The organism is Staphylococcus sp. FSL W8-0271, from assembly GCF_038006605.1.
Lineage (GTDB): Bacteria > Bacillota > Bacilli > Staphylococcales > Staphylococcaceae > Staphylococcus > Staphylococcus cohnii.
The window spans coordinates 2374920-2399831 of record NZ_JBBOVM010000001.1 but is presented as its reverse complement, the minus strand read 5'-3'; the positions used below and the strand labels follow the sequence as shown (position 1 = coordinate 2399831).

Annotated in this window: 22 protein-coding genes; all 22 read left to right on the top strand. The window is 33.3% G+C overall.

All coding sequences use genetic code 11. From position 1 onward, the window contains the following. The first annotated feature begins 3 nt into the window (after positions 1-3). The 22 genes from rsmA to cysK all read left to right on the top strand — a co-directional run bounded on the left by rsmA (position 4) and on the right by cysK (position 24745). Positions 4-888: a 16S rRNA (adenine(1518)-N(6)/adenine(1519)-N(6))-dimethyltransferase RsmA gene (gene rsmA, locus NST87_RS11810; RefSeq protein WP_162496144.1), complete on the top strand. Its 885-nt coding sequence runs from the start codon at positions 4-6 to the stop codon at positions 886-888. Positions 889-986: 98 nt separating this feature from the next. Further along, positions 987-1250, top strand: coding sequence for a biofilm formation stimulator Veg (veg, locus tag NST87_RS11805; RefSeq protein WP_019467722.1), 264 nt, complete (start codon positions 987-989; stop codon positions 1248-1250). Between the two features lie 345 nt (positions 1251-1595). Further along, positions 1596-2444: a 4-(cytidine 5'-diphospho)-2-C-methyl-D-erythritol kinase gene (gene ispE / locus NST87_RS11800; protein WP_019467721.1), complete on the top strand. Its 849-nt coding sequence runs from the start codon at positions 1596-1598 to the stop codon at positions 2442-2444. An 18-nt stretch (positions 2445-2462) separates the two neighbouring features. After that, positions 2463-3287: a pur operon repressor gene (purR, locus tag NST87_RS11795; RefSeq protein ID WP_019467720.1), complete on the top strand. Its 825-nt coding sequence runs from the start codon at positions 2463-2465 to the stop codon at positions 3285-3287. Positions 3288-3304: 17 nt separating this feature from the next. Then, complete coding sequence (locus NST87_RS11790; protein WP_019467719.1) at positions 3305-3679, top strand: RidA family protein; 375 nt, start codon at positions 3305-3307, stop codon at positions 3677-3679. A 70-nt stretch (positions 3680-3749) separates the two neighbouring features. After that, positions 3750-4058, top strand: coding sequence for a septation regulator SpoVG (gene spoVG / locus NST87_RS11785; RefSeq protein ID WP_019467718.1), 309 nt, complete (start codon positions 3750-3752; stop codon positions 4056-4058). 135 nt (positions 4059-4193) lie between these two features. Beyond that, positions 4194-5737, top strand: a protein-coding gene (locus tag NST87_RS13860; protein ID WP_437129139.1) for an IS3 family transposase whose coding sequence is annotated in 2 segments (ribosomal slippage) — positions 4194-4868 and positions 4871-5737 — 1542 coding nt in all. Because the reading frame shifts where the segments join, the coding sequence is not laid out codon by codon here. Between the two features lie 953 nt (positions 5738-6690). Beyond that, on the top strand, positions 6691-8046 hold the full coding sequence (glmU, locus tag NST87_RS11770) for a bifunctional UDP-N-acetylglucosamine diphosphorylase/glucosamine-1-phosphate N-acetyltransferase GlmU (RefSeq protein WP_019467953.1): 1356 nt from the start codon (positions 6691-6693) through the stop codon (positions 8044-8046). 142 nt (positions 8047-8188) lie between these two features. After that, positions 8189-9154, top strand: coding sequence for a ribose-phosphate diphosphokinase (locus NST87_RS11765; protein WP_019467954.1), 966 nt, complete (start codon positions 8189-8191; stop codon positions 9152-9154). Positions 9155-9294: 140 nt separating this feature from the next. Further along, complete coding sequence (locus NST87_RS11760; RefSeq protein ID WP_040030460.1) at positions 9295-9945, top strand: 50S ribosomal protein L25/general stress protein Ctc; 651 nt, start codon at positions 9295-9297, stop codon at positions 9943-9945. Positions 9946-10137: 192 nt separating this feature from the next. Continuing rightward, the gene (pth, locus tag NST87_RS11755; protein ID WP_340721739.1) at positions 10138-10710 is read left to right on the top strand and encodes an aminoacyl-tRNA hydrolase; all 573 of its coding nucleotides are present in this window, start codon (positions 10138-10140) and stop codon (positions 10708-10710) included. Beyond that, positions 10707-14219: a transcription-repair coupling factor gene (gene mfd, locus NST87_RS11750; protein ID WP_019467957.1), complete on the top strand. Its 3513-nt coding sequence runs from the start codon at positions 10707-10709 to the stop codon at positions 14217-14219. Before pth ends, mfd begins: the two co-directional genes overlap by 4 nt. Then, a complete protein-coding gene (locus tag NST87_RS11745; RefSeq protein ID WP_340721738.1) occupies positions 14209-15747 on the top strand; it encodes a polysaccharide biosynthesis protein in 1539 nt (512 codons plus the stop codon). The genes mfd and NST87_RS11745 overlap by 11 nt, the downstream gene beginning before the upstream one ends. After that, a complete protein-coding gene (locus NST87_RS11740; RefSeq protein WP_019467959.1) occupies positions 15747-16934 on the top strand; it encodes a MazG nucleotide pyrophosphohydrolase domain-containing protein in 1188 nt (395 codons plus the stop codon). Before NST87_RS11745 ends, NST87_RS11740 begins: the two co-directional genes overlap by 1 nt. A 2-nt stretch (positions 16935-16936) precedes the next feature. Then, positions 16937-17200 carry an RNA-binding S4 domain-containing protein gene (locus NST87_RS11735; protein ID WP_026034742.1) on the top strand — a complete coding sequence of 88 codons (264 nt, stop codon included), beginning with the start codon at positions 16937-16939 and terminating at the stop codon, positions 17198-17200. 20 nt (positions 17201-17220) lie between these two features. Next, entirely contained in the window at positions 17221-17622 is a 402-nt protein-coding gene (locus tag NST87_RS11730; RefSeq protein ID WP_019467961.1) for an FtsB family cell division protein, read from the top strand. 100 nt (positions 17623-17722) lie between these two features. Then, positions 17723-18121 (top strand): S1 domain-containing RNA-binding protein, encoded by a 399-nt coding sequence (locus NST87_RS11725; RefSeq protein WP_019467962.1) that lies wholly within the window; start codon positions 17723-17725, stop codon positions 18119-18121. Between the two features lie 208 nt (positions 18122-18329). Further along, positions 18330-19622: a tRNA lysidine(34) synthetase TilS gene (gene tilS / locus NST87_RS11720; RefSeq protein WP_019467963.1), complete on the top strand. Its 1293-nt coding sequence runs from the start codon at positions 18330-18332 to the stop codon at positions 19620-19622. A gap of 4 nt (positions 19623-19626) precedes the next feature. Next, a complete protein-coding gene (gene hpt, locus NST87_RS11715) occupies positions 19627-20166 on the top strand; it encodes a hypoxanthine phosphoribosyltransferase (RefSeq protein WP_019467964.1) in 540 nt (179 codons plus the stop codon). Positions 20167-20450: 284 nt separating this feature from the next. Beyond that, entirely contained in the window at positions 20451-22565 is a 2115-nt protein-coding gene (ftsH, locus tag NST87_RS11710) for an ATP-dependent zinc metalloprotease FtsH (RefSeq protein ID WP_019467965.1), read from the top strand. A gap of 212 nt (positions 22566-22777) precedes the next feature. Next, complete coding sequence (gene hslO, locus NST87_RS11705) at positions 22778-23656, top strand: Hsp33 family molecular chaperone HslO (RefSeq protein WP_071560239.1); 879 nt, start codon at positions 22778-22780, stop codon at positions 23654-23656. A 156-nt stretch (positions 23657-23812) separates the two neighbouring features. Continuing rightward, positions 23813-24745 (top strand): cysteine synthase A, encoded by a 933-nt coding sequence (gene cysK, locus NST87_RS11700; RefSeq protein WP_019467967.1) that lies wholly within the window; start codon positions 23813-23815, stop codon positions 24743-24745. Positions 24746-24912 lie beyond the last annotated feature (167 nt).

Below are 24912 nucleotides of genomic sequence, written 5' to 3'. Positions count from 1 at the left end.
GATATGAAAGATATAGCCACACCGTCGCGAACAAAATCACTTTTAAATCATTATGGTTTTAGCTTCAAAAAAAGTTTAGGTCAAAATTTTTTAATTGATGTCAACATCATCCATAATATTATAGATGCGAGTAATATAGATGAGCGTACGGGTGTTATTGAAGTGGGCCCAGGTATGGGATCACTGACAGAACAATTAGCTAAAAGTGCAAAAAAAGTAATCGCTTTTGAAATTGATCAACGCTTAATACCTGTACTGAATGAAACCATGGCACCATATAAAAATGTTACGGTAATCAATGAAGATATATTGAAAGCGGATATTGCACATTATGTGACACACGAACTAGCAGATTGTGATCAAATTTTAGTTGTTGCTAATTTACCATATTATATAACGACACCTATTTTATTAAACTTAATGCAACAAAAATTACTGATTGATGGTTATGTGGTAATGATGCAAAAAGAAGTTGGTGAACGATTAAATGCTGAAGTAGGAACAAAAGCTTATGGATCCTTATCTATAGTTGCACAGTTTTATACCGAAACTAGCAAAGTGTTGACTGTACCTAAGACAGTATTCTTACCACCTCCAAACGTAGATTCAATCGTAGTGAAGTTAATGAAACGTGAGCAACCACTTGTCGATGTAGACGATGAAGATAAATTTTTCAAATTGTCTAAAGCTGCATTCGGGCAAAGAAGAAAAACAATCAACAATAATTATCAAAGTTTGTTTGTTGACGGAAAAGCAAATAAAGAGATAATTGTAAATTGGTTAGAAGCTAGTGGCATTAACCCTAAAAGACGTGGGGAAACGCTTTCTATAAAAGAATTTGCAAATTTATATAATGAATTGAAAAATTTCCCAGAATTGGAATTTTAAATGATTGACAACTGCGTACGACCTTGCTAAAATTGATGTTTATTTGACAAAATCGCGCTAAATGTGTTATTATACAATTTGTAGCGAGGTGGAGCAATATGCCAAAATCTATTGGAGACATCAAAAATTCACTTGATTGTCAATTAGGAAACCGTATTGTACTGAAAGCGAATGGTGGTCGTAAAAAAACAATTGAGCGTAGCGGTGTTTTAAAAGAAACTTACCCATCCGTTTTTATTGTTGAACTAGACCAAGATATTCATAATTTTGAGCGTGTATCATATACATACACTGACGTTTTAACAGAAAACGTACAAGTTTCTTTTGAAGATGATAATCATCAAGAAGCAATTGCACACTAAATAGCAGTAATATAAATTGAAAATTTGGTTCAAGCAACCATTTTTTATTTAAGACATTAATATGAGATTGATTGGAAAAGGTATGTTGGTGAATAGTCATCAATATACCTTTTTCTTTTGAAATATTTTAGAATTCATTAGAATTAAAGAGATAAAGTTTTATTACGTCAAAATATTATTGTAAAATAAGGAATTAAATGGTTGAATGTTACGTTAAGCTGTTTAAAGTGATAAGCAAAGTAAATTGGGTAATAAACTTATAATTTTTCAAAAAAAGAATAACGCAAGTATAACAATATGTTAAAATCATTTTATTACCATATCGAATTGAAAGAGGGTGGGAATATGATTTATGAAACTGCGCCAGCAAAAATAAATTTAACGTTGGACACACTCTTCAAACGAGATGATGGTTTTCATGAAGTTGAAATGATTATGACAACGATTGATCTTAATGATCGTTTATCTTTTGAACTGCGCAAAGATAAAAAAATAGTTGTGGACGTAGAGCAAAGTTATGTTCCCTCCGATAATAAAAATTTAGCTTACAAAGCTGCAGAGTTAATGAAAGAAACTTATAATTTAAAGCAAGGTGTTACGATTACAATAGATAAAGATATACCAGTTTCAGCTGGCCTTGCAGGTGGATCGACAGACGCTGCTGCAACATTAAGAGGAATGAATCGACTATATAAGCTAAATAGACCTTTAGAAGAATTGTGTGAGTTAGGCATACAAATAGGAACCGATATTCCTTTTTGTATATATGGGAGAACCGCTTTTTGTAGAGGAAAAGGAGAATTGATTGGATTTATGAACAAACCGCCTTCTGCATGGGTGATTGTTGCTAAGCCAGATTTAGGCATTTCCTCCCCTGATATTTTTAAAAGGTTAGATTTAACTCAAGTACATGAGGTTTATACTGAAACTTGTAAAGAAGCATTGGATACGGGGAATTATGAATTATTATGTAATAGTCTTTCAAACAGATTGGAACCCATCTCTGGAGAAATGTATTCAGATATTTATAAAATCAAAGAAAATATGCTTAAAAATGGAGCAGATGGTGCTGTAATGAGTGGGAGTGGTCCAACCGTTTATGGATTAACACAAAAAGAACGTCAAGCCAGGCATGTGTATAATGCGGTCAATGGCTGTTGTAACGAAGTCTATATTGCAAGATTATTAGGTTAGTGAGAAGGGATGAATAAAATGCGCTATAAAAGAAGTGAACGTATTGTATATATGACACAATACTTGATGAACAACCCCAATAAATTAATACCTTTAACATTTTTTGTACAGAAATTTAAACAAGCAAAATCATCCATTAGTGAAGATGTACAAATCATCAAATCTACTTTTCAAAAAGAAAAACTGGGCACGGTGATAACGACTGCTGGAGCAAGTGGTGGAGTTACTTATAAACCACAGATGAGTAAAGTAGAAGCAAGTGAAGTCGTAGATGAAGTCATCGAACTTCTACAAGAAAAGGACAGACTTTTACCAGGTGGTTATTTATTCTTATCAGATTTAATGGGAAATCCTACTTTATTGAATAAGGTTGGAAAATTAATTGCAACGCTTTATATGGATCAAGAGTTGGATGCGATTGTAACTATCGCTACAAAAGGTATCTCACTAGCAAATGCAGTAGCGAATGTTTTGAATTTACCAGTAGTAGTGATAAGGAAAGATAATAAAGTAACCGAAGGCTCTACGGTTTCTATCAATTATGTGTCAGGGTCCACTAGAAAGATAGAAACGATGGTATTATCTAAGCGTACATTACCAGAAAACTCTAATGTTCTCGTTGTGGATGATTTTATGCGTGCAGGTGGTTCTATTAACGGTGTGATGAATTTAATGAATGAGTTTAAGGCACATGTTAAAGGGGTATCCGTATTAGTAGAATCAAAAGAAGTTAAGCAAAGATTAATTGAAGATTATACTTCCTTAGTTAGATTGTCTGATGTAGATGAGTACAATCAGGAATTTAAAGTGGAAAAAGGCAACAGTTTAACTAAATTTACTTAAAGGAGCGGATCAACATCATGAAAGTAGTCAACACTTCAAAAGCACCAGAGGCATTGGGTCCATACTCACATGCAACAGTCATTAATGGACTTGTGTTCACATCAGGACAAATCCCATTAAATTTAGATGGCGAAATTGTCAGTGATGATGTAAAAGCACAAACGAAGCAAGTCTTAGAAAATGTAAAAGTTGTATTAAATGAAGCTGGATCAAATATAGATTCAGTAATTAAAGCAACAATATTCATTGCTGATATGAATGAATTTCAAAATATAAATGAAGTTTATGGTGAATATTTTGCGGAACATCAACCGGCAAGAAGTTGTGTTGAAGTCGCAAGATTGCCTAAAGATGTAAAAGTTGAAATTGAAGTCATCGCAGAAGTGAAGTAATTTAAAGGATTTATAATTTTTGATGAAATTGTTAAGCTTCTAACAAAGAGATACTAGGGGGGCTCACTACATGAAAGTGACAGATGTAAGACTTAGAAAAATACAAACAGATGGAAGAATGAAAGCTTTAGTTTCAATAACTCTAGATGAATCATTTGTGGTGCATGATTTAAGAGTGATTGAAGGCAACTCAGGTCTATTCGTCGCAATGCCAAGTAAAAGAACACCAGATGGTGAATTTCGTGATATCGCGCATCCAATTAATTCAGAAATGAGACAAGAAATTCAAGATGCGGTTATGAAAGTTTATGACGAAACGGATGAAGTTATCCCTGATAAAAATGCTCAATCATCAGAAGAAACAAATGATGAAGCTTAATATATAAGACGAATCAAATTAAAAAAGGGTTTGGGATATGAATCTCAATCTCAAAATAAAAAAGACTAATCCTTTAATGATATGCTCCCTTCAAAGTAGACACTTAAAAATGTAAACTTTGAAGGGAGCTTTTTTATGACTCATAGAAAATTATCACCTGAAACTTATCAAAAAGCTTTCAGCTTATATGAAGAAGGATATAGTATGAAAAATGTAATTCAAAAATTAAATTTAAATTGTTCTCCTAGAACATTATTGATTAACTATTATAAATTTAAGAAGCATGGAATAAAGGTGCTTTTACCAATTCAGAGAAATAATACCTACTCAAATGAATTTAAGCTTAAAGTTGTGCACGAATATATAAATGATGGCCTATCTTTAACTGATTTAGTAGTTAAATATAATATCCCCACTACTTCAACTGTAAACAAATGGATTTCAAAGTATTTGTCGGGTAAAATATTAAAAACATATTCTCCAAAACCCGAGGTGTATCAATTGAAATATAAATCATTAACATTTGAAGATCGTGTAGAAATCGTTGATTATTATATGAATCATGGCCAATCGTATAAGACAACAGCAAATCATTTTAACATCAATTATAGCCAAGTATATAACTGGGTAAAAAAGTACAACTTGCATGGATATGATGGGCTTAAAGATGGACGTGGAAAAGGGAAACCCCAGTCTGTATTAACACCTGAAGAGGCATTAAAAGCTGAAATTAAGATACTTAAAGAGAAAAATAAATTTCTTCAAATGGAAAATGACGTTTTAAAAAAGGAAGAAGAAATAGAAAGGAAGTTGATGAAACAGGCATCAGACAAAAAGCATCATACCAAACGGTAAAAGCATTTAAAAACCTTTATCCGATAGCTTGGTTATGTTCAGTATTAAAGATATCACGTTCAAGTTACTATAAATGGTTACATCGCAAACCATCAAATAAAGAAATTGAAAACCAAAAATTGATCAAAGATATCGTTGATATCTACAATAAATACAAAGGCATATATGGATATCGTCGTATATACATATATTTAAGACTTAAACTACATCAAAAAGTAAATCATAAACGTGTCTATAGATTGATGAATCAACTGAATCTAAAATCTACTATCCGCCCTAAAAGAAAACGATATATTAAAACAACACCTGAAATTACAGCACATAATATATTAAATAGAAAATTTGAAGAACAAATCCCAAATAAAAAATGGTTAACTGACGTTACAGAATTCAAACTAAGCAATGGTAAAAAACTTTACTTAAGTGCTATTTATGACTTAGGCAGCAAACAGATTATCAGTCATAAATTAAGTACCTCAAATAACAATAAATTTGTATTAGATACGCTCAAAAAAGCAGTCAAACTTGTGCCGAATACCGAAGGTATACTCTTACATAGCGACAGAGGATATCAATATACAAGCAGATTATTTAAAGTTACGTTAGAGCAACTTGGTATAAAACAAAGTATGTCACGACCAGGATGTTGCATAGATAATGGACCTATGGAAGGTGTATGGGGAACTATTAAAAGTGAATTGTTTAGAGGAAGAAAAAAAGTGATTTTTAAAGACAAGGCTACAGCAATAAAAGCAATTAATTCATATATAGAATTTTTTAATCAAGAAAGAATAACATTAAAAATGGCTACCCTTATATCGTAAATATAAGGTAGCCATAAACATTTTGTTTTTTTCACTGTCTACTTGACAGGGTGCAGTTCATTAATGGATTAGTCTTTTTTGTATTAAAAAACATGCGATTTTAACGTGCGTGCTTGCCTGGGGATATGACTCGAGCCTGTAGTCTCTCACTCATATCATTTCCCTGGGCGTCCGCACGTAGTAAAATCGCTAGAATTAAAGTGGTTATGTATAAAGAGAAAAATACTTTCATATTAGTAAATACGTATTAATAAATTTTAAAAGTAATTGTCTTATAAAATTTATAATATGGTTTCATCTACGATTCTTAGTAAAATCATCATTTTTACTTTCACTAAATATTACAAATATATATGATAGGTTAGTCTTTTTTGTATTAAAAAACATGCGATTTTAACGTGCATGCTTCCCTGGGGATATGACTCGAGCCTGTAGTCTCTCGCTCATATCATTTCCCCGGGCGTCCGCACGATGTAAAATCGCTATAAGTGCAAAGGAAAATCACAGTTATATAAAATAATTAATTTAGGTTGGATTTGCATTAACAAAAATCCAACCGTTTTGTGTATTAAACTAAACTAAGGATATAAAGAATTAAAATAATTTATTATAATGAAAAGGTGACAAAAAATATATTTTCACTTTTACAAATGAATTATAAACAGTTCAATATAATTACAAGTTATTTAGAGAATTAAAAAAACTGACATTTAAATTAATAACGCCACGACCTCTGAAATATATTAGTATTTATAAAGTATGACATAAGTTTATGACAATCATTTTATTATGATTTGTGGAGGTCAAAGATGACAATTATGAATATGTTTAGCCGAAAGAAAATAACTTGAATTGTTTCCATTGTATAACATTAGGGTTTTGAGTCTTGAAAGTGGTACTAGCGTTAAATTATAATAATATAGAAGTGTATAATTTAATGGAGGGTTACACACATGCAAAGACATGCAATAGTACTTGCAGCTGGAAAAGGTACACGTATGAAATCTAAGAAATACAAAGTACTACATGAGGTTGCGGGCAAATCAATGATTGAACATGTCGTTGATAACGTTAAACAATCTGGAGTAGAAAATCTTGTGACCATTGTTGGCCACGGTGCAGAAAGCGTGAAAGAAACGTTAGGAGATACATCTTTATATAGTTTCCAAAACGAACAACTCGGTACTGCACATGCCGTTAAAATGGCGAGTGAGCACTTGAAAGACGAACAAGGTACAACATTAGTGGTTTGTGGCGATACGCCGTTAATAACTGCAGAAACACTCAAATCACTAGTAGAACACCATGAAAGCAATCAAGCTGATGCAACAGTTTTATCAGCGGCGACAAGTAACCCTTATGGTTATGGTCGTATTGTGAGAGATGGCAATGATCATTTAGTTAAGATTGTAGAGCAGAAAGATGCTACAGTAGATGAACAACAAATCAATGAAATTAGCTCAGGTATTTTTGCATTTGATAATAAATTGCTTTTTGAAAAATTAGAACTGGTAAAAAATGATAATGTTCAAGCTGAGTATTATTTACCTGATGTTTTGTCTCTTATTTTACAGGAGCAAGGAACGGTTGAAATATATCGTACAGAAGATTTTGAAGAAATTATGGGTGTTAATGATCGTGTAATGTTAAGCGAAGCAGAGACAGCTTATAGAAAACGTATCAATGACTACCATATGAGAAATGGTGTAACGCTTATTGATCCTGCTACTACATATATAGGTGCAGATGTGGAAATAGCCATGGATGTCACAATTGAGGCAAATGTGAAATTAGCTGGTAACTGTGTAATTGGTGAAGATACGATTGTTGGCCAAAACACAGAAATTCAAAATAGTAAAATAGGTGCTAACGTTACAATTAAACAATCGGTTATCAACGAAGCGATTGTAGGTGATAATACTACAATTGGACCGTTTGCTCAGTTAAGACCCGGAGCAGATTTAGGTGAAAATGTTAAAGTTGGAAACTTTGTTGAAGTTAAGAAATCGGTCGTTAAAACAGGTGCTAAATTACCACATTTAAGTTATATTGGTGATGCAGAAATTGGTGAACGTACCAACTTAGGTTGCGGTTCTATCACAGTGAATTATGACGGTAAGCATAAATCCAAAACAATCATCGGTAATGATTCATTTATAGGTTGTAATACCAACTTGGTAGCACCAGTAACTTTAGGTGATAGATCATTTATAGCTGCAGGTTCTACAATTACTGATAACGTGCCACATGACAGTTTAGCATTAGCAAGAGCGAGACAAACAACTAAAGAAGGTTATTTGAAAAAATAGACACGATTAGATTATGATTCTAATCACATATATATAATGTAGATGTAAGAAAGACCTCAATCGACATTTTGTAGATTAATGAGATAAATATAACTTTGTCTATGAACGAAACTAATTGAATGAATTAATTGGAGGACTATAAATGTTAAACAATGAGTATAAGAATTCTGCTTTGAAAATATTCTCTTTAAAAGGTAATGAACCCTTAGCCCAAGAAGTAGCAGATAATGTTGGAATCGAGCTAGGTAAATGTTCTGTAAAACGTTTTAGCGATGGAGAAATTCAAATTAATATTGAAGAAAGTATTCGTGGTTGTGATGTGTTTATTATCCAACCGACTTCTAATCCAGTAAACTTACATTTAATGGAATTATTAATTATGATAGATGCTTGTAAACGTGCTTCAGCAGCTAATATTAATATCGTGGTGCCATACTATGGTTACGCTCGTCAAGATAGAAAAGCGCGTAGCCGTGAACCAATTACAGCGAAATTAGTTGCAAACTTAATTGAAACTGCTGGCGCAGACCGCATGATTGCATTAGATTTACATGCACCACAAATCCAAGGATTCTTCAATATGCCAATAGATCACTTAATGGGTGTTCCGATTTTAGCAGAATATTTCCAAAATGATACAGACATTGACCCAGAAGAATGTGTCGTAGTTTCTCCAGACCATGGTGGTGTAACTAGAGCACGTAAACTTGCAGATATTCTAAAAACACCAATTGCAATCATAGATAAACGACGTCCTAAACCTAATGTAGCTGAAGTAATGAATATCGTTGGTGAAATTGAAGGTCGCACAGCAATAATTATTGACGACATTATCGATACAGCCGGTACGATTACATTAGCGGCTCAAGCGCTCAAAGACAAAGGTGCTAAAGATGTTTACGCATGTTGTACACACCCTGTATTATCAGGCCCAGCTAAAGAACGTATTGAAAATTCAGCGATTAAAGAGTTAGTCGTTACAAATTCAATTCAATTAGATGAAAGTCGTAAACCAGCTAATACTAAAGAACTGTCAGTAGCAGGTTTATTAGCACAAGCTATTGTGCGCGTATATGAAAGAGAATCTGTTAGTGTGCTATTTGACTAATTAGTGCAATAGTTGTATAATTATTCCGTTCGTGATTTCAATTCACGATTAAATAAACACTTGCAAGCAACATTGTGTTGATGGGCAAGTGAGGGGTTCTTATTATATGAATAAGGACAAAAATGAAAGGTGGAAATAATATGGCTTCATTAAAGTCAATTATTCGTCAAGGTAAACAAACACGTTCAGACCTTAAAACACTTAGAAAAATTGGTAAAGTACCTGCAATCGTTTATGGTTACGGTACAAAAAATACTTCAGTAAAAGTTGATGAAGTAGAATTTATCAAAGTTATTCGTGAAGTTGGACGTAACGGTGTTATCGAATTAGGTGTAGGTTCTAAAACAATTAAAGTAATGGTTTCAGACTATCAATTCGATCCACTTAAAAACCAAATTACTCACATTGACTTCTTAGCAATCAATATGAGTGAAGAACGTACAGTTGAAGTACCAGTTCAACTTACTGGTGAGGCAGTAGGAGCTAAAGAAGGCGGCGTTGTTGAACAACCATTATTCGACCTTGAAGTAACTGCGACACCAGATAATATCCCTGAATCTATCGAAATTGACATCAGCGAATTAGATGTTAACGATAGCTATTCAGTTGCAGATATCAAAGTTTCAGGTGATTTCACAATTGAAAATGATCCTGAAGAATCTGTAGTAACAGTAGTTCCTCCAACTGAAGAACCTACTGAAGAAGAAATCGAAGCTATGGAAGGCGAATCAGAAACTGAAGAGCCAGAAGTTGTTGGTGAAGAAAAAGAAGACGACGAAGAAGAAGAGTAATTTCTCTGACGTCATTCTAATACACGCGATTTCAATAAGAAAAAATGATCTTAAAAAGCACCATGCTTAATTCGTTAAGCTGGTGTTTTTTTATGTTAATATAGTGAATGATATGAAAATAAAAAAAGAAACGGCATAACGTTGTGAAATAATAAATGTTTTTGAGTGAATACAACAATTGGAGGTAACATAATGAAATGTATTGTAGGTTTGGGCAATATTGGTAAACGCTTTGAGCTGACAAAACATAATATCGGTTTTGAAGTTATTGATTATATGTTAGAACGCAATCAATTTAAATTAGATAAACAAAAGTATAAAGGTGCCTATACAATAGAACGTTTAGCTGGTGAAAAAGTGATGTTTATAGAACCAATGACAATGATGAATTTGTCTGGTGATGCTGTAGGGCCACTGATGAAGTACTATGACATTGATATAGACGATTTGCTTGTACTATATGATGATTTGGATTTACCACAGGGGGAAATTCGTTTACGACAAAAGGGTAGTGCCGGAGGTCATAATGGTATGAAGTCGATTATTCAAGCTTTAGGTACAGACCAATTCAAACGCATTCGTATTGGTGTTGATCGTCCATCCAATGGCATGTCGATTGTTGATTATGTATTACAAAAATTTTCGAAACAAGAAATGGATACAATGAATAAAGTAATAGAACATTCAGCACGTGCAGTAGAAGATTATATTGAAAGTTCTCGTTTTGACCGTGTGATGAATGAGTTTAATGGTGAGGTCAAGTGAAATCAATAATTACAGAATATATTAAAAAAGATAAACGCTATCAAGAGTTAAATGAAGTATTTGGTGAAGCAAACGTATTGGTTACTGGACTATCTAGTTCGGCAAAGGCAACTATCATAGCCGAAAAGTTTATTCATAGTTCAAAACAATTGCTTGTAGTAACGAATAACTTGTATCAAGCAGACAAACTAGAGAGTGACTTACAACAATATGTTGATACAGACGATATTTACAAGTATCCGATGCAAGATATTATGACAGAAGAATTTTCAACCCAAAGCCCCCAATTCATGAGCGAACGTGTACGTACTTTAACGGCACTTGCTCAAGAAAAGAGAGGGTTATTTATCGTACCGCTAAATGGTTTTAAAAAATGGTTAACACCTGTTGAAATGTGGAGTGCACATCAACTCAAACTTTCCATTGGTGACGATATTGATATTGATGAATTTTTAAATAAACTTGTAAACATGGGATATCGCAGAGAGAGTGTAGTATCGCATATTGGTGAATTCTCGTTACGTGGTGGGATTATTGACATATATCCTTTAATAGGTTTGCCAGTAAGAATTGAATTATTTGATACAGAAGTAGATTCAATTCGAAACTTTGATGTAGAAACGCAACGTTCGGAAGAAAATTTAGACTATGTAGACATTACAACTGCCAGTGATTACATCATTACAGACGAAGTATTAAAGCATACTAAATTAAAATTAAAAGAAGCATATGAGTATACACGTCCAAAAATTGATAAATCTGTACGTAATGACTTAAAAGAAACGTATGAAAGTTTTCAACTTTATGAATCTTCTTTATTTGACCATCAAGTATTACGTAGACTCGCAGCTTTTATGTACGAATCCCCTGCGACCATTATTGATTACTTTAAATCTGATGCGATTGTAGCAGTTGATGAATATAATAGAATCAAAGAAACTGAAACAACACTGGTTTCTGAAGCTGAAGAATTTATGCAGAGTTTAATTGAAAGCGGTAAAGGGTTTATAGGACAGAATTTCTTACAATATGACGGGTTTGAGTCACTATTAAATCGATATCCAGTTACGTATTTTACTTTGTTTACTGCAACGATGCCGGTAGAACTCAATACAATCATTAAATTTTCATGTAAGCCAGTACAACAATTTTATGGTCAATACGATATTATGCGTTCCGAATTCCAACGCTTTATCCAAAATGATTATACGATTGTTGTGTTAGCAGAAACCGAATCGAAAAAAGAACGTATTCAATCAATGTTAAATGAAATGCACATACCAACATTTATAGATACGCCAAGTGCACAAAGTGAAGGTGGTAGTGCAATTATCACTGAAGGTAGTCTATCAGAAGGTTTTGAATTACCATATATGCACCTTGTTGTTGTTACAGAACGTGAATTATTTAAATCAAAACAAAAGAAAAAAGCAAAACAACATAAGAAATTAACAAATGCAGAAAAAATCAAATCATATCAAGATTTGAAAGTTGGAGATTTTGTTGTTCATGTTCACCATGGTGTAGGTAAATATTTAGGTGTCGAAACACTTGAAGTTGGCGGCGTTCATAAAGATTATATAAAACTACAATACAAAGGTACCGATCAATTATTTGTACCAGTAGATCAAATGGATCAAGTACAAAAATATGTTGCCTCCGAAGATAAATCACCTAAATTAAACAAACTTGGTGGTACAGAATGGAAGAAAACAAAAGCTAAAGTTCAACAAAATGTTGAAGATATGGCTGATGAATTAATAGAATTATATAAAGAAAGAGAAATGTCAGTTGGCTATAAATATGGACCAGATACACCACAACAAAATGATTTTGAAATTGACTTCCCTTATGAATTAACGCCAGACCAAGGCAAGTCTATTGAAGAGATTAAACAAGATATGGAAATTGAACGCCCAATGGATAGATTATTATGTGGCGATGTTGGTTACGGAAAAACAGAAGTTGCAGTACGAGCAGCTTTTAAAGCTGTAATGGAAGGTAAACAAGTAGCCTTTCTTGTGCCTACGACAATCTTAGCGCAACAGCACTATGAAACTTTAATCGAGCGCATGCAAGATTTTCCTATAGAAATCCAACTTATTAGTAGGTTTAGAACGACTAAGGAAGTTAAAGAGGTTAAAGAAGGACTTAAATCAGGCTATGTTGATATCGTTGTTGGTACGCATAAATTGTTAGGTAAAGATATTCATTATAAAGATTTGGGATTACTCATCGTGGATGAAGAACAACGTTTTGGCGTAAGACACAAAGAAAAGATTAAGTCACTTAAGACAAATGTTGATGTATTAACGTTAACTGCAACACCGATTCCGAGAACTCTACATATGAGTATGTTGGGCGTGCGTGATTTATCGGTCATCGAAACACCACCAGAAAATCGTTTTCCTGTGCAAACGTATGTATTAGAGCAAAATATGAATTTTATTAAAGAAGCTTTAGAAAGAGAATTATCACGTGAAGGCCAGGTTTTCTACTTATACAATAAAGTGCAATCGATTTATGAAAAACGCGAACAACTGCAAATGTTAATGCCAGAAGCGAATATTGGTGTGGCACATGGTCAAATGAATGAACGTGATTTAGAAGAAACGATGCTGAGCTTTATCAATCATGAATTTGATATTCTAGTAACGACAACGATTATCGAAACTGGTGTAGATGTTCCAAATGCCAATACTTTAATTATCGAAGATGCCGATAAATTTGGATTGAGCCAATTATATCAATTACGAGGACGTGTGGGGCGTTCAAGTCGCATAGGTTATGCGTATTTCTTACATCCATCTAACAAGGTATTATCAGAGACTGCTGAAGAAAGACTGCAGGCAATCAAAGAATTTACTGAATTAGGTTCCGGTTTTAAAATTGCAATGCGAGATTTAAATATTCGAGGTGCAGGGAATCTTTTAGGTAAACAACAACATGGATTTATTGACTCCGTAGGCTTTGATTTATACTCACAAATGTTAGAAGAAGCGGTGAATGAAAAACGAGGTATTAAAGAAGAACAACCTGATGCTCCAGAAGTGGAAATCGAACTCAATATTGATGCTTATTTACCAGCTGAATATATTCCAAATGAACAGGCAAAAATAGAAATTTATAAAAAATTACGTAAAATTGAAACAGAATCGCAATTGATGGATGTTAAAGATGAGCTGATTGATCGCTTTAATGATTATCCAGTAGAGGTTGAAAGATTGCTAGAAATGATGGAAATTAAAGTGCATGCGTTGAATGCGGGTGTAACACTTATTAAAGATGTAGGTAAAAAAATAGATATTTATTTATCCGAAAAAGGCACTACAGATATCAATGGTGAAACACTTTTTAAACAAACCCAACCACTTGGACGTGCAATGAAAGTTGGTGTTCAAGATGGTAAAATGAAAGTGACGCTAAATAAAGATAAAGTATGGCTAGACAGTTTGAAATTCTTAGCGAAATGTTTAGAAGAAAGTATGGTTATACCAGATGAACGTTAAATCTGAAACAAAAGGTGTTTTTAATGGCGTTGTTGTACTAACTATAGCGCTTATCATTGTTAAAGTATTAAGCGCGTTGTACCGTGTGCCTTATCAAAATATACTAGGAGATGGAGGTCTATACGCTTATCAACAAGTATATCCAATAGTAGCTTTAGGCGTTATTTTATCGATGAATGCTATTCCTAGCGCAGTCACTCAAACTTTTAGCGCAAACGGACAACCCAATCAATATACACGCGTGTTATTAAGGTTGCAATTTGCTGGTGTTATCTTTTTCTTAGTTTTATTTATTTGTGCACATTGGGTTGCTTTTCTAATGGGAGATGTCAATTTAGCACCTATGTTAAGGGCAGCAAGTGTCAGCTTTTTATTTGTTGGCATACTTGGTGTCTATAGGGGTTATTATCAGGCACACCATGAGATGAATATACCTGCGATTTCCCAGGTTATAGAACAATTTATTCGTGTCGTAATTATCATGGTTGCTATTGTGATGTTTATGAGTCATTCATGGAGTATATATCGTGCAGGTACATTAGCGATTGTTGGTTCAGGTATTGGTTTTTTAGTATCTAGTTTGTTTCTAATACAACGGAAACCTTTTAAATTATCTAGAGCACATGCCAATGTTGATGTTGCTTGGAAAAAGTTAACGCTAGGCATAGTTGTATTCGCAGTGAGCCAATTGATTGTTATTGTATGGCAAGTGGTGGATAGCTTTACAGTGATACATGCACTTCAAATGACTGGTTTAGATTTTGATAAAGCAACTATTTTTAAAGGCATTTATGATCGTGGCGCCTCTTTTATACAGATGGGGTTAATTGTAACGACGACGTTCTGTTTTGTGCTTATTCCATTACTAACAGATGCATTAAAAACAAAAAAACATATACTGGTGAATCGCTATGCTAATGCATCGATAAAGATTACGATTTTATTTAGTGTGGCAGCAGCTATAGGCTTAATCAATTTGCTTCCTGTAATGAATAGCGTGTTCTTCAAAAATGATATTTTGAACGGAACGTTATCCCTATATATGCTTACAGTTATATGTGTTTCTCTTATAATGATGGATATTGCTTTATTACAAGTAAAAAATCGCGTTAAAGTTATTTTGTTTGCATTTGGCATTGGTGTTGTGATCAAAGCAATATTGAATATGGTTTTAATACCACAACTTTCAATTTTCGGCGCCAGTCTAAGTACTGTCATTTCATTGCTGTTATTTGTGTGGATTTTACAGTATCAAGTATTAAAAATGTATCATTTCCAAACAATGAAAAAATTCATTGTTAAATTAGTAGGGACAATGATGCTATTATCAATTACAGTACAAATAGTCATGTTTCTTATTCCAGGAGAAGGTAGAATGCAAGGATTAGTCGAATTAGCTATAGCAGCTACCATTGACGTTATTGTAGTGATTTTTTCTATCGTACGCATGCACTTATTAAGTTTTAGAGAACTCAAACATCTACCTTTTGGAGATAAACTATTCCATATGAAAAGAGGGAAACATTAATGACAAATAAGATAACAGTTGTTGGATTAGGAAATTATGGTATTGAAGATTTACCATTAGGTATTTATAAATTTTTGAAAAAGCAAACATTAGTTTATACACGTACCATTGACCACCCAGTCATCCAAGACTTAACAATGGAAGGTATTAATATTGAAAGCTTTGATCAAGAATATAAAAATCATGACGCTTTTCAAAATGTATATGAAGCTATTGTGTCAAAATTGATAAATACTGCAAAAGACAATAATATTGTATATACAGTACCAGGCCATCCACGTGTAGCTGAAACGACAACTGTGTATTTAGAGCAATATGCACAACAACATTCTGATATAGAAGTTGAAATATTAGGTGGTAAAAGCTTTATAGACGATATATTTGAAGCGGTGAAAATTGATCCTAACGATGGTTTTACAATGTTAGATGCAACAGATCTTCAAAAAGAAAAGTTGAATATTCGTACACATACACTTATCACACAAGTTTATAGTGCAATGGTCGCTGGTGATTTAAAAGTGACATTGATGGAACGTTATAATGATGACCAACTTGTTTATATCGTAGATGGTGCTAGAAATAATTATGCCAACGTTATCAAAACACCGTTATATGAAATAGATCATTACGACGAAGTTTTTAACAATATAACTAGTGTATTTATTCCAAAAGTGGAAATTGAAGAAACATACTTTGGTGATTTTAACTATGCAGTTGGTATCATTGAACACCTTGTAGATGACGAGAAAGGTTGCCCTTGGGACAAAGTTCAAACACATCATACTTTAAAACGTTATTTGTTGGAAGAAACATTCGAATTGTTTGAAGCAATAGATAATGAAGACGATTGGCACATGATAGAAGAGTTAGGAGACATTCTATTACAGGTATTACTACATGCAAGTATAGGGAAAAAAGAAGGTTATATGGATATAAATGAAGTCATACAAAGTCTTTCTGAAAAAATGATACGTAGACATCCACATGTTTTTGGTGATGCAAAAGCAGAAACAGAAGAAGATTTAAAAAATATTTGGTCTAATGCTAAGTCTAAGGAAGGTAAAGCACAGCGTGTGAAATTTGAGAAAGTATTTGCAGACCACTTCTTAGCATTGTATGATAAAACAAAAAATAAATCGTTAGATGAAAATGCTTTAAAACGAATTTTAGAGCAAGGAGGAAAATGATGATGAGATTAGATAAATATCTCAAAGTTTCAAGATTAGTAAAGCGTCGCACATTAGCTAAAGAAATCAGTGATCAAGGACGTATTACTGTAAATGGCGTAGTTGCTAAAGCGGGTACTGATGTAAAAGAAACAGATGAACTTGTTATTCGATTCGGACAAAAAATTGTAACAATCAAAGTCACAGGTTTGAACGAACATGCAACAAAAGAAAATGCAAAAGGTATGTATGAACTTATTAAAGAAGAAAAAGTTAGTGAAATATAAACACAGGAGGTGACAAGCAAATGAATAAAAAAGTTGAAAATATAGGCAATACGTATACTTCAGCAAAAAACAAAAAAAAGCAGCAGCAACAAATGAGAAAGCGTGTTGTTCGTAAGCGTATCACTTTATTTGGTGGTATTTTACTATTGATTATTATCATTTTAGCCATCATGCTTGTCACTCAAAAACAAAGTAATAATGAAGATTCAGTTGAACGTCAACAAAAAGAACAAAAGTATCAAAAACAACAAGATGAAGAATTAGCACTAAAAGAACAATTAAATAATTTAAATGATAAAGATTATATTGAAAAAGTTGCACGTGATGATTACTATCTAAGTAATGATGGAGAAGTTATTTTCAAATTGCCTGGAGATAATAAATCTGACACTAAATCTAAGGCGCAAAATGATGATAAATAAGTGAATTTAATTTTTTGCATCATTATACCATTGTTAATTTATGCAAACAGGCATATAATAGGGTTAAAATCGAAACGAATCGGGAGGATTTATTTATAATATGTCAATCGAAGTAGGAAACAAGCTTAAAGGTAAAGTCACTGGAATTAAAAAGTTTGGCGCTTTCGTCGAACTTCCAGAAGGAAAGAGTGGCTTAGTTCACATAAGTGAAGTTGCAGATAACTACGTTGAAAACGTAGAAGATCACTTATCTGTTGGTGATGAAGTTGAAGTTAAAGTGCTTTCAATTGCTGATGATGGAAAAATTAGTTTATCTATCAAAAAAGCAAAAGATCGTCCACGTAGACCTCAAAGTAAACCAAATTATAAACAACCTCAACCTAAAGGTGAGGACTTTGAAAAGAAATTAACAAACTTCTTAAAAGATAGTGAAGATAAATTGACTTCTATTAAGCGTCAAACAGAATCTAGACGTGGTGGAAAAGGCGCTAGACGCTAAAATATATAAAATAAGACTGTTCCCAAGAGAACTGAAATTAATTGCTTAAGACAACATTTAATATGATTTTAATGACGTTTGACTTTGACAATGAATGACTGTTTTCTTACTTAAGGAAACAGTCTATTTTTTGTTGTGTCCAGAAGTTTCAACGTACATGTAAAACTTAAAGAAAAAATCTTTCGCATTGTGACATAGGAGGTAAGCTATGGTAGAAGTTAATGCTGGTGGTTGGAATAAAGATCAACATATTGTGTTAGCCGTTTCGACGGGGATTGACAGCATGGTATTATTACACAACTTAATTAATCAGTTGTCTCAATCGTATAGAAAATTAACTTGCTTACATGTGAATCATAATATTCGTGATATTGCACAAGAAGAAGAAACATTTATAAGAAAATATTGTGAATCGTATCAAATTCCATTGTTCGTGCATCATTTAGATTTATCGAAAGTCATTGAACAAGGTAACAGCATTGAAAATATTGCAAGGAATGAACGGTATCAGTGGTTTGATAATATGATGGTGGAGCTGGATGCAGACGTTTTATTAACCGCTCACCATCAAGACGATCAAATTGAAACTATCTTTTATCGATTGATGACGGGTCGTTCAACTAGAAGTAGTTTAGGTATGTCATATCTGACTTCACGAAGTGCCTATATGTTGTGTAAACCATTGTTAAAAACAACAAAAGCAGACATTCGAAACTATCAGCAAAATTATGAAGTGCCTTATTATGAAGACGAGACAAACGCTGAAAATCATTACGTAAGAAATGATATTCGTAATCGTATTTTACCTGCCATCGATAGCAATCGCCATTTATCTACAAAACAGTTACTTAAGTTGAAAGATTGGCATGATATGCAACTGCAAGCGTTACATGACAATGCGTTACATTTTATAGAAACACATGTTTATGAAAATGACGATAAGACAGAAATAGTAATTCCAAGAGTTGCATTTTCTGATTTAAATCATAATATTAAAATAATTATTTTAGATAAAATATTTTCAAAATTACAGATTACGACACCAATGACTGAAAAAATGTATGAATCTTGGTTTGAGCAACTCGAAGGCAAAGTTACTCAATGTACAATATATACAACAGATAAATGGAATATTTATATCGCTTATGATAAATTTATAATAATGGCAAATTATGATAAATGTCTTGTACCAACAAAGATTTTGCAACCAGGATTGTATCACTATGGTCATTATAGTATAAACATAACTGATAATTTTCCAAAAGATGATTATCCGTTAGTCGTTAGAACTAGAAATACGGGAGATAAATTCAAACTAAATGGTATAAAAGGACATAAAAAAGTTAGTCGATTACTGATTGATCGCAAAATTATACAAACTGAGCGAAACCAGTTACCAATTTTAGTTAATGCAGATGAAACAATTATTGCTGTAGGTACGTTATACTTAAATAATGAATATAAAGATACTATTTTCATACGAAATACGGGAGAGGAATGAAATTATGCGAGATGATTTAAAGGAAATATTAATGGATGAGGCAGAAATCGAACAAATTTGTAAAGACTTGGGTGCAAAAATCACTGAAGCATATGCAGGTAAACCACTTGTCTGTATAGGTATCTTGAAAGGGTCAGTAATGTTTATGACAGACCTCATCAAACATATTGATACACATTTAGCTATCGATTTTATGGATGTTTCTAGTTACCATGGCGGTACTGAATCAACGGGTGAAGTACAAATACTTAAAGATTTAAGTGGTTCAATAGAAGGCAAAGACATCTTGATTATTGAAGACATTTTAGAAACAGGAACAACTTTAAAATCAATAACTGAATTATTGGAATCAAGAAAAGTCAATTCACTGGAAATTGTAACATTATTAGACAAACCAAATCGTCGCAAAGCGGATATCGAAGCAAAATATGTAGGTAAAAAAATTCCAGATGAATTCGTAGTAGGCTACGGATTAGATTATGCTGAAAACTATAGAAACCTACCATATATTGGTACACTTAAACCAGAAATTTATTCAAAATAAGCAGTACAATTTAATCGTATGAAATATTGTTATATACTGTAAAACGTAATCGGATTAAATGAGTCGATATACATAGTATGTTGATAAAATACGCGGACATATACGTAAATCATTTAAGGGATAGATTATAAAGTATATGTTAACTGTTTGTATATCAAAAATATAAAAGTATAAAAACAACAAGAACTGTAACGTACATACAAAAGTAGAATTACTAGCCCAACACTTGTGTATTGTGTTACAATTTTTGTTAGTTTTATTATTGAAGTAGGAGGAAACGACGCATGCAGAAAGCCTTTCGTAACGTGCTAGTTATCGCAATCATTGGCGTTATTATATTTGGCTTGTTTTCGTGGCTAAATGGTAACGGAAATATGCCAAAACAGCTTACATATAATCAATTTGTTAAGCAATTAGATAAAGGTGAATTGAAATCCTTAGAAATTCAACCAGAACAAAATGTATATATGGTAAGTGGTAAAACTAAAAAAGATGAAGATTATTCTTCAACTATTTTATATAATAATGATAAAGAGCTTGAAAAAATAACAGATAAAGCACAAAGTCAAGATGGATTGAAATTTACGGTTAAAGAAGAAGAAAAACAAAGCGTATTTGTAAGTATTTTAACTACGTTAATACCAGTTTTAATCATAGCATTATTATTTATTTTCTTCCTTAGCCAAGCACAAGGAGGCGGCGGTGGCGGCGGTCGTATGATGAACTTTGGTAAATCCAAAGCTAAAATGTACGACAGTCAGAAAAAACGTGTACGCTTCTCAGATGTAGCTGGCGCAGATGAAGAAAAACAAGAATTAATAGAAATTGTTGACTTCTTAAAAGATAATAAACAATTTAAACAAATGGGTTCTAGAATTCCTAAAGGTGTTTTACTTGTAGGACCTCCAGGTACAGGTAAAACATTATTAGCTCGTGCAGTAGCTGGTGAAGCTGGTACACCATTCTTCTCAATCAGTGGTTCAGACTTCGTTGAGATGTTTGTGGGTGTTGGTGCAAGCCGTGTACGTGACTTATTTGAAAATGCTAAGAAAAATGCACCTTGTATTATCTTTATTGACGAAATCGACGCAGTTGGTCGTCAACGTGGTGCTGGTGTTGGTGGCGGACACGATGAACGTGAACAAACGTTAAACCAATTACTAGTTGAAATGGATGGATTCGGTGAAAATGAAGGTATCATTATGATTGCTGCTACAAACCGTCCTGATATTTTAGACCCAGCATTATTACGTCCTGGTCGTTTCGATAGACAAATTCAAGTTGGTCGTCCTGACGTAAAAGGACGTGAAGCTATTCTGCACGTCCATGCTAGAAATAAACCACTTGATGAAACAGTAGACTTAAAAGCAGTATCTCAAAGAACACCTGGTTTCTCTGGTGCAGATTTAGAAAACTTGCTGAACGAAGCATCTTTAGTTGCAGTACGTGAAGGTAAGAAGAAAATAGATATGCGTGATATTGAAGAAGCGACTGACCGTGTGATTGCTGGTCCTGCTAAAAAATCACGTGTCATTTCTGAAAAAGAACGTAATATCGTAGCACACCATGAAGCAGGTCATACTATTATTGGTATGGTGCTTGATGAAGCAGAGGTTGTCCATAAGGTTACCATCGTACCACGTGGTCAAGCTGGTGGTTATGCAATGATGTTACCAAAACAAGATCGCTTCCTAATGACTGAGCCAGAATTACTAGATAAAATTTGTGGCTTGTTAGGTGGACGTGTTTCTGAAGATATTAATTTCAACGAAGTATCAACAGGTGCTTCAAATGACTTTGAACGTGCAACACAAATCGCACGACAAATGGTTACTGAATATGGTATGAGTAAGAAACTTGGTACGGTACAATTCACAAGTAGCAGTAATGGACAAGTATTCTTAGGTAAAGACATGCAAGGCGATCCAGAATATTCTGGACAAATTGCGTATGAAATTGATAAAGAAGTTCAACGTATTATTAAAGAACAATACGAACGTTGTAAAGACATTCTTTTAGAACATCAATCACAATTACTTTTAATTGCTGAATCTTTATTAAAAGAAGAAACATTAGTTGCTGAGCAAATCCGTTCATTATTCTATGATGGCGTATTACCAGAAGTTGATTACGATGCAGCAGAAGTTGTTAGTGATCAAGAAAGTGAATTTAAAGAAGGTAAATACGGTAAATCTTATGAAGATGTACGAAAAGAACAACTAGAAGTTGGTAAACAACAAGAAAAAGAAGATCAACAAGAAGAAAAAGATGTCGATAAAGAAAGTAAAGATAGCGAACATGACAATGATGACTCAGAAGAGACAGGTCATGAGCAAGCGCCAAATATCGATAAACCTAGCAACCCAAGTGATCCTAACGATCCAAGTAATAGAAATTAATAACTGAACAAAAAGCTTCTTTCTGCTATCATATTGATGTGGAAAGAAGCTTTTTTAATATTTATCAATCCGCCAAATTGCAAACAGATATGTAGCAATTTTTTGCCTGAACACTTACAATAAATTGCATTGATAAAAAGTATTATGGAATTTTATATAGAATTTAGAAGGCAATTTAAACATTATATTGAATAAAAGGAGAAATTATAGAAATGACAAAAGATTACATTGTTAAAGCATTGGCTTATGAAGGACAGATAAGAGCATATAGTGCATTAACTACAGAAAGTGTTCAAGAAGCACAAACAAGACACTATACTTGGCCGACAGCATCCGCAGCACTTGGCAGAACAATGACTGCAACGTTGATGATGGGTGCAATGTTAAAAGGCGATCAAAAACTGACAGTTACAGTTGATGGACAAGGGCCAATCGGAAAAATTATAGCTGATGCAGATGCCAGTGGTCATGTAAGAGGATACGTGACTCACCCACAGACTCACTTTCCTCTAAATAACATTGGGAAGTTAGATGTTAGTAGAGCTGTTGGAACCAATGGTGCAATAACTGTAGTAAAAGACGTTGGAATGAAAGATTATTTCTCTGGTTCAAGTGAACTTATATCCGGTGAATTAGGCGATGACTTTACTTATTACTTCGCAAAAAGTGAACAAGTACCATCATCTGTTGGACTAGGCGTATTAGTGAATCCTGACAATTCTATAAAAGCTGCAGGCGGTTTTATCATCCAAGTGATGCCAGGTGCAGAAGAAAAAACAATCAATAAATTAGAAACAGCAATCAACAATATGACACCAGTTTCGAAATTAATTGATCAAGGTTTATCGCCAGAAGAAATTTTATATGAAGTACTTGGTGAAGATGAAGTTCAAATTTTAGAAGAAATGCCTGCAAGTTTTGAATGTAATTGTGGTCACGAAAAGTTTTTGAATGCAATTAAAGGGTTAGGTCAAGCTGAAATCGAAAGTATGATTAATGAAGATCATGGTGCAGAAGCAGAATGTCACTTCTGTAGAAATAAATATCAATATACAGAAAATGAATTACAGGAATTATTAGAAAAGATGTAAAAAATCCTTTAAAATAAAGTTTAAGTCACATAAATTATAAAAATATTGTAATTTTCAATCTTCTTAGTTGTATTCAAATCAAAATCTGATAAAATATAAAGTATATCCGATAGAAAAAGTAGGTTTTAAACTTTTTAATGAAAAGGAGCAATACTTATGACAAACAAACCAGTAAATAATATCGTTGAGGTAATTGGTAATACACCAGTAGTTAAATTGAACAATGTGGTGGATGAAAATGCTGCAGATGTTTATGTAAAATTAGAATATCAAAATCCAGGTGGTTCAGTTAAAGACCGTATTGCATTAGCAATGATTGAAGCGGCTGAGAAAGATGGGAAAATCAAACCAGGAGATACAATTGTAGAACCAACGAGTGGTAATACAGGTATAGGTTTAGCTTTTGTATGTGCCGCTAAAGGTTATAAAGCAGTATTTACGATGCCAGAAACAATGAGTCAAGAACGTCGTAATTTATTAAAAGCTTATGGTGCAGAAGTTGTGTTAACACCAGGTTCAGAAGCAATGAAAGGCGCTATTAAAAAAGCAAAAGAATTAAAAGAAGAATTCGGTTATTATGAACCACAACAATTTGAAAACCCAGCGAACCCACGTGTGCATGAATTGACAACTGGCCCAGAATTGGTTGAACAATTTGAAGGAAAAACAATTGATTCATTCTTAGCAGGTGTTGGTACAGGTGGTACATTAACTGGTGCAGGTAAAGTATTGAAAGAGAAATATCCTGATATCAATCTTGTAGCTATTGAACCAGAAGATTCACCAGTATTAAGTGGTGGAGAACCAGGACCACATAAACTACAAGGTTTAGGAGCTGGCTTTGTACCAGATACTTTAGATACGAATGTCTATGACGAAGTTATAAAAGTGGGTAATGAAACAGCAATGGATATGTCTCGTAAGGTTGCTAAAGAAGAAGGTATACTTGGAGGTATTTCTTCAGGTGCAGCAATTTATGCAGCTATCGAAAAAGCAAAATCTTTAGGTAAAGGTAAAACAGTCGTTACTGTATTACCAAGTAATGGTGAACGTTACCTTTCAACACCTTTATATTCATTTGAAGATTAAAAACATATTTATAAAACCGATCATATGCAGATTTGATCAGTTTCAGACTGTCGACAAGGTACTGACTTTGTCGACAGTTTTTTTGTATGCTTTCTGTGAAGATTTTGTCGTTTTCAACACCTTGGTATAATATTATTACCTTACGGAATTACACGTATAGCAGCTGA

Excerpts from the sequence above, each read along its gene's own strand:
- rsmA (WP_162496144.1), top strand. The coding sequence starts at position 4 with ATGAAAGATATAGCCACACCGTCGCGAACAAAATCACTTTTAAATCAT.
- veg (WP_019467722.1), top strand. The coding sequence starts at position 987 with ATGCCAAAATCTATTGGAGACATCAAAAATTCACTTGATTGTCAATTA.
- ispE (WP_019467721.1), top strand. The coding sequence starts at position 1,596 with ATGATTTATGAAACTGCGCCAGCAAAAATAAATTTAACGTTGGACACA.
- purR (WP_019467720.1), top strand. The coding sequence starts at position 2,463 with ATGCGCTATAAAAGAAGTGAACGTATTGTATATATGACACAATACTTG.
- NST87_RS11790 (WP_019467719.1), top strand. The coding sequence starts at position 3,305 with ATGAAAGTAGTCAACACTTCAAAAGCACCAGAGGCATTGGGTCCATAC.
- spoVG (WP_019467718.1), top strand. The coding sequence starts at position 3,750 with ATGAAAGTGACAGATGTAAGACTTAGAAAAATACAAACAGATGGAAGA.
- glmU (WP_019467953.1), top strand. The coding sequence starts at position 6,691 with ATGCAAAGACATGCAATAGTACTTGCAGCTGGAAAAGGTACACGTATG.
- NST87_RS11765 (WP_019467954.1), top strand. The coding sequence starts at position 8,189 with ATGTTAAACAATGAGTATAAGAATTCTGCTTTGAAAATATTCTCTTTA.
- NST87_RS11760 (WP_040030460.1), top strand. The coding sequence starts at position 9,295 with ATGGCTTCATTAAAGTCAATTATTCGTCAAGGTAAACAAACACGTTCA.
- pth (WP_340721739.1), top strand. The coding sequence starts at position 10,138 with ATGAAATGTATTGTAGGTTTGGGCAATATTGGTAAACGCTTTGAGCTG.
- NST87_RS11745 (WP_340721738.1), top strand. The coding sequence starts at position 14,209 with ATGAACGTTAAATCTGAAACAAAAGGTGTTTTTAATGGCGTTGTTGTA.
- NST87_RS11740 (WP_019467959.1), top strand. The coding sequence starts at position 15,747 with ATGACAAATAAGATAACAGTTGTTGGATTAGGAAATTATGGTATTGAA.
- NST87_RS11735 (WP_026034742.1), top strand. The coding sequence starts at position 16,937 with ATGAGATTAGATAAATATCTCAAAGTTTCAAGATTAGTAAAGCGTCGC.
- NST87_RS11730 (WP_019467961.1), top strand. The coding sequence starts at position 17,221 with ATGAATAAAAAAGTTGAAAATATAGGCAATACGTATACTTCAGCAAAA.
- NST87_RS11725 (WP_019467962.1), top strand. The coding sequence starts at position 17,723 with ATGTCAATCGAAGTAGGAAACAAGCTTAAAGGTAAAGTCACTGGAATT.
- tilS (WP_019467963.1), top strand. The coding sequence starts at position 18,330 with ATGGTAGAAGTTAATGCTGGTGGTTGGAATAAAGATCAACATATTGTG.
- hpt (WP_019467964.1), top strand. The coding sequence starts at position 19,627 with ATGCGAGATGATTTAAAGGAAATATTAATGGATGAGGCAGAAATCGAA.
- ftsH (WP_019467965.1), top strand. The coding sequence starts at position 20,451 with ATGCAGAAAGCCTTTCGTAACGTGCTAGTTATCGCAATCATTGGCGTT.
- hslO (WP_071560239.1), top strand. The coding sequence starts at position 22,778 with ATGACAAAAGATTACATTGTTAAAGCATTGGCTTATGAAGGACAGATA.
- cysK (WP_019467967.1), top strand. The coding sequence starts at position 23,813 with ATGACAAACAAACCAGTAAATAATATCGTTGAGGTAATTGGTAATACA.